The sequence below is a fragment of the Bacillus sp. J14TS2 genome, assembly GCF_018333015.1.
In the GTDB taxonomy this organism is placed as follows: domain Bacteria; phylum Bacillota; class Bacilli; order Bacillales; family Bacillaceae_C; genus Lederbergia.
The window spans coordinates 142,699-157,829 of record NZ_BORE01000010.1 but is presented as its reverse complement, the minus strand read 5'-3'; the positions used below and the strand labels follow the sequence as shown (position 1 = coordinate 157,829).

The 15,131-nt window shown below is 36.8% G+C and carries 16 protein-coding genes and 1 pseudogene; 13 read left to right on the top strand and 4 right to left on the bottom strand.

The window, feature by feature from the left end; genetic code table 11:
• Positions 1-57 precede the first annotated feature (57 nt).
• Together KI375_RS16445 and KI375_RS16440 are read right to left on the bottom strand one after the other, a co-directional pair.
• Positions 58-537, bottom strand: coding sequence for a DUF4188 domain-containing protein (locus tag KI375_RS16445; RefSeq protein WP_212974550.1), 480 nt, complete (start codon positions 535-537; stop codon positions 58-60).
• The gene (locus KI375_RS16440; protein ID WP_212974549.1) at positions 534-1,091 is read right to left on the bottom strand and encodes a PadR family transcriptional regulator; all 558 of its coding nucleotides are present in this window, start codon (positions 1,089-1,091) and stop codon (positions 534-536) included. The genes KI375_RS16445 and KI375_RS16440 overlap by 4 nt, the downstream gene beginning before the upstream one ends.
• Before the next feature lie 210 nt (positions 1,092-1,301).
• On the opposite strand from KI375_RS16440, the gene KI375_RS16435 reads away from it, so the two are divergent.
• The 3 genes from KI375_RS16435 (at position 1,302) to KI375_RS16425 (ending at position 2,900) form a co-directional block, all read left to right on the top strand.
• The gene (locus KI375_RS16435) at positions 1,302-1,784 is read left to right on the top strand and encodes a DUF2975 domain-containing protein (RefSeq protein ID WP_212974548.1); all 483 of its coding nucleotides are present in this window, start codon (positions 1,302-1,304) and stop codon (positions 1,782-1,784) included.
• A gap of 10 nt (positions 1,785-1,794) precedes the next feature.
• Positions 1,795-2,019: a helix-turn-helix domain-containing protein gene (locus tag KI375_RS16430; RefSeq protein WP_212974547.1), complete on the top strand. Its 225-nt coding sequence runs from the start codon at positions 1,795-1,797 to the stop codon at positions 2,017-2,019.
• A gap of 116 nt (positions 2,020-2,135) precedes the next feature.
• Positions 2,136-2,900: a DUF817 domain-containing protein gene (locus KI375_RS16425; RefSeq protein WP_212974642.1), complete on the top strand. Its 765-nt coding sequence runs from the start codon at positions 2,136-2,138 to the stop codon at positions 2,898-2,900.
• Between the two features lie 17 nt (positions 2,901-2,917).
• On the opposite strand, the gene KI375_RS16420 is transcribed toward KI375_RS16425, so the two are convergent.
• Positions 2,918-3,262, bottom strand: coding sequence for a DUF3889 domain-containing protein (locus tag KI375_RS16420; RefSeq protein WP_212974546.1), 345 nt, complete (start codon positions 3,260-3,262; stop codon positions 2,918-2,920).
• A 709-nt stretch (positions 3,263-3,971) separates the two neighbouring features.
• On the opposite strand from KI375_RS16420, the gene KI375_RS16415 reads away from it, so the two are divergent.
• From KI375_RS16415 to KI375_RS16390, 6 genes and pseudogenes are all read left to right on the top strand, one after another.
• Entirely contained in the window at positions 3,972-4,829 is an 858-nt protein-coding gene (locus KI375_RS16415) for a VOC family protein (protein ID WP_212974545.1), read from the top strand.
• A gap of 114 nt (positions 4,830-4,943) precedes the next feature.
• A pseudogene (locus KI375_RS16410) lies at positions 4,944-5,542 on the top strand (NADPH-dependent FMN reductase).
• A 245-nt stretch (positions 5,543-5,787) separates the two neighbouring features.
• A complete protein-coding gene (locus tag KI375_RS16405; protein ID WP_212974543.1) occupies positions 5,788-6,336 on the top strand; it encodes an NADPH-dependent FMN reductase in 549 nt (182 codons plus the stop codon).
• A gap of 329 nt (positions 6,337-6,665) precedes the next feature.
• Positions 6,666-7,301 (top strand): carbon-nitrogen hydrolase family protein, encoded by a 636-nt coding sequence (locus tag KI375_RS16400; protein ID WP_212974542.1) that lies wholly within the window; start codon positions 6,666-6,668, stop codon positions 7,299-7,301.
• Between the two features lie 248 nt (positions 7,302-7,549).
• Positions 7,550-9,037: a UDP-N-acetylmuramoyl-L-alanyl-D-glutamate--2,6-diaminopimelate ligase gene (locus KI375_RS16395; RefSeq protein WP_212974541.1), complete on the top strand. Its 1,488-nt coding sequence runs from the start codon at positions 7,550-7,552 to the stop codon at positions 9,035-9,037.
• 297 nt (positions 9,038-9,334) lie between these two features.
• Entirely contained in the window at positions 9,335-9,802 is a 468-nt protein-coding gene (locus tag KI375_RS16390; protein WP_212974540.1) for an NUDIX hydrolase, read from the top strand.
• Between the two features lie 140 nt (positions 9,803-9,942).
• Here the strand turns inward: KI375_RS16390 and KI375_RS16385 are convergent, their stop codons facing one another.
• On the bottom strand, positions 9,943-10,824 hold the full coding sequence (locus tag KI375_RS16385; protein WP_212974539.1) for a LysR family transcriptional regulator: 882 nt from the start codon (positions 10,822-10,824) through the stop codon (positions 9,943-9,945).
• 213 nt (positions 10,825-11,037) lie between these two features.
• Between KI375_RS16385 and KI375_RS16380 the strand changes: the two genes are divergently transcribed.
• The 4 genes from KI375_RS16380 to KI375_RS16365 all read left to right on the top strand — a co-directional run bounded on the left by KI375_RS16380 (position 11,038) and on the right by KI375_RS16365 (position 14,767).
• Positions 11,038-11,721: an ankyrin repeat domain-containing protein gene (locus KI375_RS16380; RefSeq protein ID WP_306419835.1), complete on the top strand. Its 684-nt coding sequence runs from the start codon at positions 11,038-11,040 to the stop codon at positions 11,719-11,721.
• Positions 11,722-11,833: 112 nt separating this feature from the next.
• Complete coding sequence (locus tag KI375_RS27460) at positions 11,834-12,082, top strand: nucleoside deaminase (protein ID WP_244852754.1); 249 nt, start codon at positions 11,834-11,836, stop codon at positions 12,080-12,082.
• 204 nt (positions 12,083-12,286) lie between these two features.
• Positions 12,287-13,513, top strand: coding sequence for an amidohydrolase family protein (locus KI375_RS16370; RefSeq protein WP_212974537.1), 1,227 nt, complete (start codon positions 12,287-12,289; stop codon positions 13,511-13,513).
• 24 nt (positions 13,514-13,537) lie between these two features.
• Positions 13,538-14,767: an amidohydrolase gene (locus KI375_RS16365; RefSeq protein WP_212974536.1), complete on the top strand. Its 1,230-nt coding sequence runs from the start codon at positions 13,538-13,540 to the stop codon at positions 14,765-14,767.
• Positions 14,768-15,131: the final 364 nt, after the last annotated feature.

Sequence of the window (15,131 nt, the reverse complement as noted above, 5' to 3'; positions counted from 1 at the left end):
AACGCTCAGCTCAATGAACTGAGCGTTTTTTATTGTTACAGAGGTTTTTATATGAATCTAGGTATTTCTTTTGAGCCGTTTCATAGCTCCCATCTTTTCTTTTGTAATTGGAATATGCTTCATCGCCTTACCTAACCCATACAAAGGCATATTTCCATAAACTGATTCATAGTGGCCGCTCTTCAGTTCATAGGTTTCATGATAAATACCAACAGCCCCATTATTACCGACTTTTTGGTTGAAATTTTTCCAGGCATTTAAATGTTTTTTTCCCTTGGCATAAGCTAATAAATCCTCAGTAGACCGCCAATATTGAATCATAACAGTGGTTCTCAACCCAAAATAGCTTTCCATCGAAAGAAATCCTAGTTCTTCTTTATGTGTATAGAGCTCTTTAATCATGCCAGGCATAGAGGCAAATACTGGTCCCCATTTATGAATGGCAAAGGGGTTGTTTACACGCATTCCAATAAGAAAAACCACTACATCCTCGTCATTTTCAGTTGTATAACGTCCGGTATAAACTTTTTTTGTCATACTGATCCTCCTTTTATAAAATGTTCTTTTGTTGCATCACACCATTCAATGGCCGCAATTGTTACTCGTTTTCCGTAATCCAAAGTAAATAACCAGTAGGTCACATCTTCTGTGTTATGAGGGGTGGAAGTAATCATTTTTTCTATATTTTGGTAAAGCTGGTAGCGTTCTTCTAACCTTTGCTGATAATCTTCAAGTTGTAATAAGGTGTTTTCTTTAGATTGGTGCCGACCAAAGAATAATTTTAATAAAACTTCGTTTCGTTCAACTGGTATCTGTTTAATCGGTGTTTCCAGCCAGTTTTTTAAAACAGCAATTCCTTTATCAGTCAGAAAATATTCATTTCGTTCAGGTTTGCCTTTTTCTGATAAGGTTTGAACGCTTGCTAATTCCTCCTCAACAATTAGTTTTAAAGTAGGATAAATTTGACCATAACTGATTTTCCAAAAATGATTAAGACTCTGATCAATCAGCTGTTTAATCGCATATCCTGTTCTGCATTCAGTCGTCAAAATGCCAAGAATCGCGTATGTTGTATGATTGTATTTTTTCATTTTATGCCACCTATCTAATTGATATGTATCATTTAGATATATAATACAATATATGTTAGGCGGAAGTCAAAGGTTGTGTGTAAATATATGATTATATAGAAACGGCAAGCTTAACAATAAAAAATTCATAAATAATAATAAATATTTATTGTAAAACGATAAATTTGATGTTAAAATCAATTTGAGATTGAATAAGTGAGGTGCTTTTTTATGAAACGAGGCTCAACGCTTTTTTTGAGAATAGCTGTTTTTCTGATTGGGACTCCCATTCTGGCTTTGTGTCTATTTGGATTACCAATAGTCGCCAAAGAGGCAGTGGACAGTTATTCTGAATTTGCTTATGTACTGTATGGCATTTTAATTGTGATGTATATATCAGCGATCCCGTTTTTTATTGCATTGTACCAGGCATTTAAACTTTTAAGTTATATTGACAAAAACAAGGCGTTCGCAGACATCTCTGTAAAAGCTTTAAAAAATATAAAGTATTGTGCAATCGCAATTAGTAGCTTTTATGTCGTGGGCATGCCACTCTTCTATTTTATGGCAGAGGTAGATGATGCTCCAGGAATCATCGTCATTGGCTTGATCATTATTTTTGCTTCTTTGGTTATCGCCGTCTTTGCGGCTGTTCTTCAAAGGCTTTTAAAAGAGGCGATCGATATAAAATCAGAAAATGACTTAACGGTCTGAGGTGAATAAGATGGCAATTATCATCAATATTGATGTTATGTTGGCTAAAAGGAAGATGAGTGTGACAGAACTTTCAGAGAAGGTTGGAATCACGATGGCAAACCTTTCGATTTTGAAAAATGGAAAAGCCAAAGCGATTCGCTTATCAACGCTAGAGGGAATTTGTAAGGCGTTAGAATGCCAACCTGGAGATATTTTAGAATACCAAAATAATGAAGACATTCAGGATGAATAGGAGAAATATGTGGAAGAAACTGGCGAGTTCCATTCAAATACATTCCAAAAAGAGGGGTTAGCGTGAATTTAGCCATTGAAAATAAGTCACAGAAAAAAACTTTGAAGGCGCAAGTTATAAGAGCGGGTAAACAGCTTATTCATTTTGGTTGGGAGCAGGCGCTGTCCTGCGTGTTTCCTGTTGTTATTTTTTCCGCCTTAGCTTTGACGAAAATCTTACCACTCCCATTCCTTGGACGATATGACTGGATGCTGATCATCTGTCTGTTAATGCAGTGGTGGATGGTACGTTCCGGGCTAGAAACAAAAGACGAATTAAAGGTGATCACAATGTTTCACCTGATTGGACTTGCTCTCGAGCTTTTTAAAGTACATATGGGTTCATGGTCATATCCAGAGGAAGGCTATTTTAAAATTTTCGGTGTTCCACTCTATAGCGGATTTATGTATGCAAGTGTTGCGAGTTATCTTTGCCAGGCATGGAGGAGGCTGAAGGTTGATCTAATTAAATGGCCGCCATTTCTGATTGTTGCGTCGCTCGCTGCAGCCATTTACCTAAACTTTTTTACCCATCATTATTGGATCGATATCCGGTGGTGGTTAGCTGGTCTTGTCATCATTGTCTTTTGGAAAACTTGGGTAACATACGAAGTAAATGGAACACGTTACCGAATGCCGCTTGCCTTTTCTTTTATGCTAATCGGCTTTTTCATCTGGATTGCCGAAAATATTGCCACATTCTTTGGTGCTTGGACATATCCAAATCAGGCAGAGGCATGGAGCCTCGTTCATCTAGGAAAAGTCAGTTCTTGGGTTTTACTAGTGATTGTTAGTTTTTTAATTGTCGCGATGTTAAAGCGAGTAAAAAGTAATTCCCGTTAAGAAAGTTCGTAATTCAACTATAAAAATGATCTGTTAGTTTTTCTGTATGTTATATTGATAATTTCTTCTGTTTTATTATCAAATTTTATATTAACAAAAACGCCGAACTCTTTATCATCACTTTTTAGCCATAGCTTAAATTTTTCTGTGGAGTATTTTGAAGCAATTTCTCTGCCGACATGAAGGTAATCAACGATATCTGCTTGGGGGTATTTCTCTTTCGTCTTTTCCATAGCTAATTTCCCCCATTTAGCATAAGAAGGCTCATTTTCAGCAATTTTTACAGTATTTAGCTGTTCAAGGGGGACAAAATTTCCAAGGAAGAATAAGCTCATTACCAACGGAACGAATAGAGTTTTCATTGTCTTTTTAACCTCCTTTTATTTATTATTTTCTTGTTCATTGAGTCTATACATCAAATGAATAATAAATTTATCCCGCATTAACTGGCTGTAAAACCGCCACTTGTTGAAGTTTCACTTTATGGTAGCAATTAAAGCATTGACAGTTAAATGTCCCGGAGATTTGTAAGGGAGATTAAAAGCAAGGAGCTTCCTTAGGTAAAATTGTTGAACCTTTAGAAGTTAGAATGAAAGACGGAGAAACCATTCAACCTAAATAGCTAAAAGGGTAAAACCCAAGAATGCTGTTATATTAGCATTCTTGGGTTTTATTTTCGGCGAAGTTTATCCACTATACTTCAAGCAGTTTTGTCCTCACTCCCTAGTGTTACAGCTAAGCTTTCTCAGTTAGTGAATACGAACAGGAATTACTGGTAATCTCCCCATTTTATAATTCCGTTTTTTCTGTAGCGGATCCAATACAGCAAAACGTTGGAGCATAGAGAGAAACAGAAAAAGAATTAGACCTGTCCCACCGTTCGCTAAATATTCCCATGTCTTTTTCCAATCTATCCCATTTATTCGTTCTAGAAAATAATTAACTCACTTTTTTGTTAAAAGATTACTTGACTTTATTAGGTTGTATTATTATACTTACTTACATAAAGTAACTAAATAGAAGTAATTTTGGGTTATGCCTATTCAAAGTAGTAAAAAGGAGGTGAGTTGATTGAGTTTTCATCGGGAGCCATATACATTTGTGGGGCAAGTGAACATAAAAGTACAAAATTTAGAACGCTCTCTAGCCTTTTATCAAGAGATAATTGGATTCAAGGTATTAGAACAATCTGAAGGATTCGCAAGCTTAACAGCAGATGGAAATACGGTTTTATTAACGATTGAACAACCGAAGCAAGTTGTTCCGAAATTAGGAAAAACAACGGGGTTATATCATTTTGCTATTTTGCTCCCAGAACGAATCGATTTAGCGCGAATGGTTTTCCATCTTTCTGAGTTGGGGATTCCATTTGGTTCATCAGACCACCTTGTGAGTGAAGCCCTTTATTTATCTGACCCAGAAGGAAATGGAATTGAGATATACATAGATCGCTCCCCTTCCCGATGGAACTGGCACGATGGAGAAGTGGAAATGACTGTGGATCCGTTAAATTTTCCCGACCTTCTCTCGATTCATGACCACCAAACGTGGACTGAGCTTCCGACCAAGACGGTTATGGGGCATATTCATTTACACGTTTCTGAATTGGAAAAAACAGAAGAATTCTATGTTGAGGGATTATGGTTTGAAGTAGTCAACCGATTTGGTGATCAAGCGCTCTTTATTTCTGATGGAAAATATCATCATCATATTGGTTTAAATACTTGGAATGGAATTGGTGCACCACAGCCGTCTCTAAATAGTGTTGGCTTGAAATCATTTACTATAATGGTTGCAAATGAAGAGAAGAGAATGAAAATTATAGATCAGTTAAATAAAATTGGGGCTTCCATTGTAAAAGAAAATGGTGCCTTTATTACCCAAGACCCCTCAGGTAATCGCATCATCTTGAGCGTTGCAAAGGAATGAAAAGCAAGCTGTTATTAGTTTGAAAGTATACTAGTACCAAATGCTTTGTTAGCTGTACTGAGTACGCAGCACTGAAATTTGCTCCGTTTTAGATGAATTATAATGGTATCAACAATGGGTTATTTTGAAAAAACATTTGGAAAACAAGCCAGGAGGAAGACATAATGACAACTGAAAAATTAAATATTGGAATTATTTTAGGGAGTACACGTCAAGGACGTGTAAGTCCACAAGTAGGCGAATGGGTAAAAAAACTTGCAACTCAACGCGAAGATGCTCGCTATGAAATCGTCGATATTTTAGATTACAATCTCCCACTTTTTGGAACAACTGATGGAACAGAACCGGGAATTGTCGCATGGAATGAAAAACTTGCTAGTTTTGATGGCTTTGTATTTATTGTTCAAGAATATAACCATAGTATTACGAGCGCTCTAAAAAATGCGATCGATTTCGCTCGAGAAGCTTGGTATGACAAAGCAGCAGGGATTGTAAGTTATGGCTCAACTGGTGGAGCACGCGCTGCCGAACATTTACGAGGCATTTTGGCAGAACAAAAAGTTGCCGATGTTCGTACACACCCAACATTAAGCTTATTTACAGATTTCGTGAATGCAACAGAATTTCAACCACAAGAATTACATTTTGTAAATGTTAATACGATGTTAGATGAAGTACTTGCCTGGAGCGGAGCATTAAAAACTATAAGATAAGTGAATGAATTTGAACCGACCTTCTTTTTTACAAAAGAGGTCGGTTTTTTGTATGGGATAGAAGGTAGAATTCATATTTACTTGAATTATATAATAGAGACAGTATTGCTAAATGAAAGTAGGTGAGATATAACGATAAGCTGGTGTATTAAAGAATCTTTTTTTAAAGCATATTAAAACGGTGTATATAGGGAATAATAACGTGAGCCACCTTACCATATCAAAAAAATAAGGAGGGAAAGAAAATGACAAAAGTTGGTATCCTAGTTGGTAGTCTTCGTAAAGATTCATTCTCTAAAAAAATTGCAAAAAATGTTGCAACTCTCTTTCCGGAAGGATACGAAACAGAAATAGTGGAAATTGGGAATCTGCCTTTATACAATCAGGATTACGATGATGAAAACAATGTACCAGAGGCATATACTACATTTCGTACAACAATGCAGGCAATAGACGCAGTATTATTTGTCACTCCTGAATACAATCGTTCAGTGCCCTCTGTATTAAAAAATGCATTGGACGTGGGGTCAAGACCTTATGGATCAAGTGTGTGGGATGGTAAGGCTGCCGCGATTATTAGTCAATCTCCTGGAAATTTAAGTGCATTTGGTGCAAATCATCATTTGCGACAATCCCTTGTCTTTTTAAATATGCCAACACTTCAGCAGCCAGAAGCTTATCTTGCAAATGTTGCTGAATTATTAGATGAAAATGGACACTTACAGAATGAGGGAACAAGGAATTTTTTACAAACCTTCGTGGATGCGTTTATTGAGTTAATAAAGAAACAATAGCGGACTAAGGTGGCTGGGACAAAAGTGTTTTCACCAAAGAAAAAACGAATTACTATGGTGTATATACATTATTTCCGCTCAGGTAATGCGTTATTCGTCTTTGGAGCTTAACGTTTTAATTATGTCTCTGCCACTTTTTCAAAAAGAAACTCTCTTCCATCTGATAACTCTTTTTTGGAATTCAATTAATATTTCTTTAAACGACTAGTCCTTTGTTGTAAACGTAACCAAAGGTTTTGTTAAAATATAAGTGTGTGATTAATTAAGCGAATCAGGTAAAACAGAACTACGATTATAAAATTTTTGATTTAATGAATAGGGGTATCTAGATGAAATTTTTAATTATCCAACCAAAACTTGAAAAAGGTATCGAACAACTTGAATCAGAATTGAAAAACAATCCCTTTGTTGATGCAGTCATATTTCCAGAGGGCTATCTCAATGAAAATGTAGAGCAAGCTTGTATATTAGCTAGGGAGTATAATACCGTGTTAATCGGCGGTTATAGGAAGCTACAAGACAAGCCAAAGGATAGAGTGCTAATAATAAATCGCAAAGGAGAGGTGGTTTTAAAGCGAGTAAAATATACCACAACTTCCTTTGTTGTAGAAGAAGGATTAAAAATTGGGCATATTCTATGTGATGAATTGATTGTACAGGGAATAAAAGGGGCACAATACCGGGGCGCTGACCTAATTGTTCATCCCATTGGGGTCGGGATGTTTAGTCAAGAACAGTTTGATGAATGGATTGCGGAAGCAACAAAAATTGCCGTTACATACAAAGTGGTAATCGTTGGTACAAGTCATGCTGATGGCTCATATGGGGATACAGGAGTGTCTATCCCTATTGCTTATTGCATTGATAAAGATGGGACGGCGATATTTATTTCAGCAAACGATGTTCGAACACGTATTTTGCACTTCGATTCCAAAAAAGTAGTGGTCCAAGGTGAAGCAATATAATAAAGAGAAAATTAAAATGAATAATCATTATCCTATACATTTGGAAAATTTTAATGTTTTGATAGGGAAGATAAACGCAATGGTTAATCAATAGAGTGAAAATCACTTTCAACAAAAGATGAAGATCGACATAGTTCTAATTCTCCTTTTTTCTAATGACCCGATATTCAATTAGCAACCTGAGCAAATGAAGAAGGGGAAAGTGTTAAAATATGGATTAGATTATCGAAAGATAGGAGGTAAGTATTTTGCTATTAAAAGAGATTGCGAGCCTTTTCCTAGTGAAAAGTACAAGCGGAAACCTCGATATCGAAATAACAGGTTTACAAATGGATTCAAGAAAAGTAGAAAAGGGAAATTTGTTTATCTGTGTGCCAGGGATCAAAGGGTTTCTTGAGGATAGGCATCTATACGCACAGGAAGCTATAAAGAATGGCGCGGTAGCCCTTGTAGTTGAACGAGATGTTGATAGTAATGTTCCCAAAATTTTTGTTAAAGATGCAAGACATGCAATGGCGATGATTGCTTCTCATTTTTATAATTATCCATCACATGAAATGAAACTGATCGGGATTACAGGGACGAACGGCAAAACTACAACATCGTATATGATAGAAAGCATTTTTTCTGATTATGGGCTTACTATGGGCCTTATGGGGAATAACGGCATAAAGATGAACGGAAATATGTATCCGACAGATATAAATACACAGGAATCTCCAATTTTGCAAAGAAATCTCCGGCAGATGAGGGATTACAAAACGGAATATTGTGTAATGGAAGTGACATCTCAAGGGATAGATATGAAACGTGTAATGGGATGTAATTTTCGAACAGCCATATTTACCAATCTTACACAAGACCACCTAGACTATCATGGTACGTTTGAAAATTATCGGCATACGAAAAGTTTATTATTCTCTAGCCTAGGAAATTCGTTCAACAATCAAGATAAAAAATATGCAGTTCTAAATGCGGATGATTCAAGTTTTAAGTATTTTAGTAAAGTGACATCTGCTGAGGTCATTACATATGGAATTAACAATGAATCTGATGTTTCTGCAGAAAATATAACCATGAGCTCACAGGGAATTCGATTTTTATTAATTACCTTTAAGGGAGACATTGAAATCGACATGAAATTGGTTGGGCGGTTTAATATATATAATGCATTGGCTGCTATCACTGCGGCGTTATTGGAAGGAATTCCCCTTGAAAATATTAGAAATAGCTTATCTCAGATAGCTAGTATTAATGGTAGAATGGAAATAGTGGATGAAGGACAGAATTTTCTAGTTTTAGTTGACTATGCTCATACACCTGATGCTTTAGAAAATGTGTTGAAAACGATTAAGGAGTTTACAATTGGTAGAATCATTACTGTTTTCGGTTGCGGCGGAGATAGGGATGCGACGAAGCGCCCAATAATGGGAAGGATTGCAAGCGAATACAGTGATATTGTTTATGTTACTTCTGATAATCCGCGTTCCGAAGACCCAAATATAATTATGAATGATATTGAAGAAGGATTAAAAAGAGGAAGTACATTACAATATGAATTATTTGTTGATCGAAAAGAGGCCATTTATAAAGCAATTAAAACAGCAAAGAAAAATGATGTTGTCATTATAGCTGGTAAAGGGCATGAAACCTATCAAATATTTCAAGATAAAACAATTGAATTCAATGATAAGGAAATAGCTCAAAAGTTCATACAGGAGATACAGATGCTTTAATTTAAGCATAGGAGAAAAAGATGAACATACCAAATAAAATAACGTATATTAGAATCCTTTTCATATACTGAAAAATAGGTGACAGTAATTTATCGGTTATTCATCTTGTCGCTGCGTTAGGGATGGATATGCTTGAAGATATAATCGTTATTTGGAAATTCTATTGAATGTTCTATATTATTGACCGCAATGCTTATCACTTTATTTTTGGGTTGAAATAGAATAAACATATTGTTTCACAAAGTGTTTAACAACGAAGTACTGTTTGAGTAAGCTTAATGTGAGAGGAAGATTGCAGTGGATTATATCCAACATGTAAGGTCAATGGTTGGGAATGAGAAAGTCATTATGGTTGTGGCGGGTGCCTTTGTTTTTGATAGAGAGAATGCTATACTCATGCAAAAACGTGCTGATAATGGTCAGTGGGGGTTTCCTGGTGGTTTTATGGAATTAGGTGAAAGCGTTCAGGATACAGCTAAGAGAGAAGTGTATGAAGAAACAGGGCTTTTGTTAGAAGAACTAGAGTTATTTGGGATTTATTCGGGTCCCCAGTATGATAAGACATTTCCTAATGGCGACCAAGTATCGTTGGTTCAAATCTCTTTTGTTTGTAAGCGTTACAGCGGCGAGCTGGTGGAAAGTAACGAGGAATCCATTCAGAATAAGTTTTTCCCCATTGAAGAGCTGCCAAAAAATATTTTTACAGATCACCAAGTGTTTGTTGATGATCTATTATCAGAAAAACAGCTGCCAATTATTAAGTAACCTTTTGATAGCTATTTTTGAAGAAATCCATCATTCCATTACACCTGGTATGAGTAAGTTAAAATGCATTTTCACCATTTCCGAGGAAATGACCAACGATTATATGTAAGCTGGGTAGGAAGGCGATAATAATTTTCTCCTTAACAAAACCTACTCCTTAATAAATCAACAAAATTTTGAGCGGTTCTAGATAAGTAGTGATTCTTTAACCATACAAGACCGACAGGAGCCGTAAAATCATTAATATTGGAAATCTTGTGACTGTGAATAGGGTATCCTCTATAACGATTAAGTAATGATTCGGGAACGATTGCTGTTCCAAAATCAGTCGAGATTAAATCAAGTAATAGAGCAATATCAGAGCATTCCCCGATAATATTAGGTTCTAGCTGTAAACGCGAAAATGCTTCTACTATTGAATAATATACACCTAATCCTTCTGTACTTGGTAAAAGCAGTGGTAAGTCTTTTATATCCTCAAGTGTAACGTCACCATTGAATCGTTTCTGTTTTTTTGAAGTGATAAAGTAAAATGGTTCTGTGTAAAGATAAAGGATGGAGAAATCATCTAATTCAAGTGGTAAACGAATAATAGCTAGTTCTATTTCACGATCACGAACCATTTTGCAGAGATGTGCAGATTCACTCTGTTGGATTTTATAATGAACTTTCGGAAATTTTTCTTTAAATTGCTTGAGTAATTCTGGCAATTCATCTGAAGAAAGGGTATTAACGCCTAAGGATAGTGAGCCATTAACACCGTTACCGATTTCCTTTACCTCCATCTTAGCTTCTTCCATTAATTGAGTCATTCGCAAGGCATATTGATATAAGGCTTTTCCGGCATCTGTTACTTCAAAATGCTTCCCATTTCTAACAATTAATTTTGAACCAAGCTCATCCTCCATATTTTTAAGTTGTTGACTTAATGGAGGTTGGGAAATATGAAGTCGTTCAGCGGCGGCAGAGATCTTTCTTTCTTGTACGATGGCTATAAAATAGCGAAGTTGTCTTATATCCACGTGAAAATACCTCTTTTCTTATTATATGCAAATCCTAAGTGAAAGTTACTTTTTTAATATTTTTCATATAACTATCATCATGATACCATAATTATATAAGAGAAAATAGCTGTGAGATTCGCTTAAATTAAGAGATTTGCTCACAGATAATTGCATATAGGGAAGGATGAAGTAGACATACGAATAACGAATCATATATGGATTGTTATAGTGATGATTTTACTTGCTGCATGCCAAACCGATCCAGATCATTCAAAGCCCTTATCGGAAAAAGTAGAACTGAATACAGAGGAGGATATACCAATGAATCAAAATCAATTTATTTTAGCTGCAGGAAAAGGTGATGTAGAAGAGGTTTTGCGCCTTCTTGAAAAGGGCGTTGATATCGATGGAACAGATGCACAAGGGAGAACGGCGGTTGTGGCAGCTACTTATGGTAACCATATAGAGGTGGTAGAAGTGCTAATCGATAAAGGAGCGGATATTAATATTCGCGATAACCAATTAAATAATGTGTTTTTATATGCTGGAGCATCAGGATATCTTGATATTGTCAAATTAGCGATTGCGGCAGAGGCTGATACAACGTTGACAAACAGATTTGGAGGAACAGCACTAATTCCAGCAGCAGAACGTGGGCATGTAGAGGTTGTGAAAGAACTACTGAAAAATTCTGATGTCGATGTAAATCATATTAATGATCTACAATGGACTGCCTTAATGGAAGCGGTCATTCTAGGAGATGGAGGAAAGAATCATCAAGATATTGTGCAATTGTTAGTGGATCATGGGGCAGATATAAAAATTGGTGATGGTGATGGGGTTACGCCTTTGGAACATGCACAAAGGCTTGGATTTCAAGAAATCGAACAAATTTTAAAAAATGCAGCACACTGATCCGCACAAGTTCAAGTATTTTTGAGTAAAGAATTTTTAACTATCAATGGAGAATGCCAAGGTAAATATTCTATAGGTCTCTTAAGATAGAAATATAATAAGGAAGAATGAGATGATGCAGCAAGTTTTTATGAAAAAAGCGATCGAATTGGCTAATGAAAATGAACGGAGTGGTAATGGGTCTCCATTTGTTGCAGTTATTGTGCGAGCAGGAAAAATCATTGGAACTGGTATTAATGAGGTAATGAAAACGAATGATGTAACGAAACATGCAGAGATTGAAGCCATTCGAGATGCATGCCGAATGTTAAACACAACGGATCTTTCAGATTGTGAGCTGTATGCAAGCACAGAGCCGTGACCAATGTGTTTATGTGCTATCTACTATACACAAATAAAAACTGCCTACTTTGCAAATGCGAGCACGCCAAGCCAAGATTATGTATATAATCAGTTTTCCTTATCGCGTGAGGATCGAGCGATTAAGATGATACATTATAAAAGCTAATCCTATTCAGCCCATTTGTGCTTGAAAGAAGGATTTATTATATCGGGAGGAAGAAATATGGTCACTTCAGCATATTGGTTAACAAATGTCCGTTTAGAGACAGGTTATGAGTTTGAAAATGAGACAGTTACAGGAACAAAGACAGAACGTTTTCATATCAAGGTTGAAAATGAAAAAATAAGTGAAATTGTTGCGGCAGAAAAACCATTAACAGATCATGTGCTGAAAAAGGATGCCAATGATTACTTAATGTTGCCGTCATTTAGAGATATGCATATCCATCTTGATAAAACGTATTATGGAGGATCTTGGCAAGCGCCGACGATTCCAACGAAAGGTTTGCTCACTCGTTTGGAAGAAGAGGAAGAACTGCTTCCACATTTATTGCCAGTTACTGAAGAAAGAGCCAAAAAGCTAATAGATTTGCTGTTAAGCGCTGGCTCAACTCATATTCGTTCACATTGTAATGTTGATCCATATATTGGCTTAAAAAATATTGAAGCGACATTACGAGCAGTGGAAGCATATAAAGACAAGGCTTTAGTTGAAATTGTTGCATTCCCTCAGCATGGTTTATTACGTAGCGATTCGGTTTCATTAATGCGAGAAGCGTTGCGGAGTGGAGCTTCGTTTGTCGGGGGTGTAGACCCAGCGTCTATCGATGGTGATATTGAAAAATCATTATATACAGTCATGGAGCTAGCAGTAGAAGCGAACGCAAATATTGATCTGCACATCCATGATCCAGGTCATCTGGGGATTTTTACCTTTAAGCGATTAGCTGCTTTAACGGAAGAAGCCAACTGGCAGAATAGAGTTACGATTAGCCATGCTTTGGCATTAGCAGACATCTCTTCTCAAGAAGCGAGTGAGGTTGCCGAGCTACTAGCCCTGCAAGGAATATCGATTACTTCATCCGTTCCTCTTGGTAGAACGATTCCAATTCCGCTCTTGCATGAAAAAGGAGTAGATGTATCTTTAGGTGATGACAGTATTACCGATCACTGGTCACCATTTGGAAAAGGAGATAGTTTGGAGAAAGCAGGAACGTTGGCACAACGTTTCGGATTAAGTGATGAGCGTTCGCTAGGACAAGCTATAGGATATATTACAGGAGGGATCACTCCTTTAAATAGAGATGGTGAACGTATTTGGCCATATAGTGGGGATAAAGCTGATTTTGTCCTTGTTGATGCCAGTTGCTCTGCTGAAGCAGTGGCAAGAAGAGCTGAAAGAAAAGCTGTCATCTTTAAAGGAAATGTTGTTTCTGGTGAGCTTTTATAATGTTTAACGAAAGGATAGAGTGCGATGAGTAATAATTTTTGGTTAACTAATGCCCGATTAGAGACTGGCTACCGAATCGAAAATGGTACTATGTTGGAAACAAAGACAGATTGTTTCCATTTATTCATTGAGGAAGGGAAGATAGCAAAGATCATTTCCTCTACGGAAACTATTTTAGATGATTCGCCTAAAAAAGATGCCAAGCAATTATTGGTGCTTCCTTCTTTTGCAGAAATGCATTGTCATTTGGATAAAACTATACTTGGCGATAAGTGGCGTGCAGTCACACCTGTAAAAAATATCTTTGCTCGACTTGATATAGAAAAAGAAACGCTGCCAACGTTGGAGACCACTACACAAGAACGTGCGGAAAAGCTATTGGAGATCTATTTGAAATCAGGAGTGACTCATGTGCGCACACATGTCGATATATATCCTGAGGTTGGTCTAAAGAATTTAGAAGCAGTTCAAAAAGCATTGCGCACTTTTTCTGGAAAATTAACATCTGAAATCGTCGCATTTCCTCAACATGGTTTATTGCGAACAAAGTCAAAAGATTTAGTAAAAGAGGCTCTTCGTCAAGGAGCTAATTTGGTAGGTGGTGTAGACCCTGCTACAGTAGATGGTAATATTGAGGCTTCTTTGCAAGAAATGGTTGAACTTGCTGTCTGGGGAAATGCAGGAATTGATTTGCATTTGCATGATTCAGATCACCTAGGGATTTTTACCATAAAAAGATTAGCTCAGTTAACAAAAGAAGCTGGTCTCCACGGGAAGGTTGCGATTAGCCATGCGTTTGGTCTTGGAGACGTGTCTGAAGCCGAAGCGGAAATGGTAGCAGAACAATTAAAAGATGCAGGGATTACGATTATGACGAGTGTTCCACTTGGGAGAAAGTTTCCACCTGTTGCATTATTACGTAAGAAAGGGATTCCTGTTGCAGTTGCATGTGATAATATTTTTGATGTTTGGTCACCATTTGGAAATGGAGATATTTTAGAACGAGCTGGGCGCTTAGCCGAAATTTCGAATTGGGTAGATGAACGATCATTAGCACAAACCCTTCCTTTTATTACAGCTGGAAAAGCACCACTTGATTCCAATGGAAAACAGATTTGGCCCAAAGTGGGGGACGAAGCCAACCTCGTATTAATTGATGCAACTTGTTCTGCAGAAACGATTGCAAGAAGAGCTAGACGAGTAGCGACCATGTTTGAGGGAAAGATTGTCTCAGGAGCATTGAACGATAAATAAACAGATATGTGTTTGAAATATGTCTATAAGAATGGTCTTAAGTAAATGGAAGTCTACGCCATAATAGGTTGGCTGCTGCTTCAAAATAGAAAAGAATCGAGAGCAGGCGCCTCGGTTCTTTTCTATTTGCCATAAAAATTTAACTTTTTTCAACTTAATACCCTAAAGGCCTACCTCACTCCCACCTCTTTCTTCCTACTCTATTGATCCATTCAATTGGAAAAAAATGTCTATTCCTTTCCCTATGTAATATATAGGATGTCAACCAACCTTGCTTAACAACATCTTCCTTTCTAAAAAAACCATTCGAAAGGCCTTTGTTTGCGAGAGAATGATTATGTTACGCTATATATGACCGAATGGT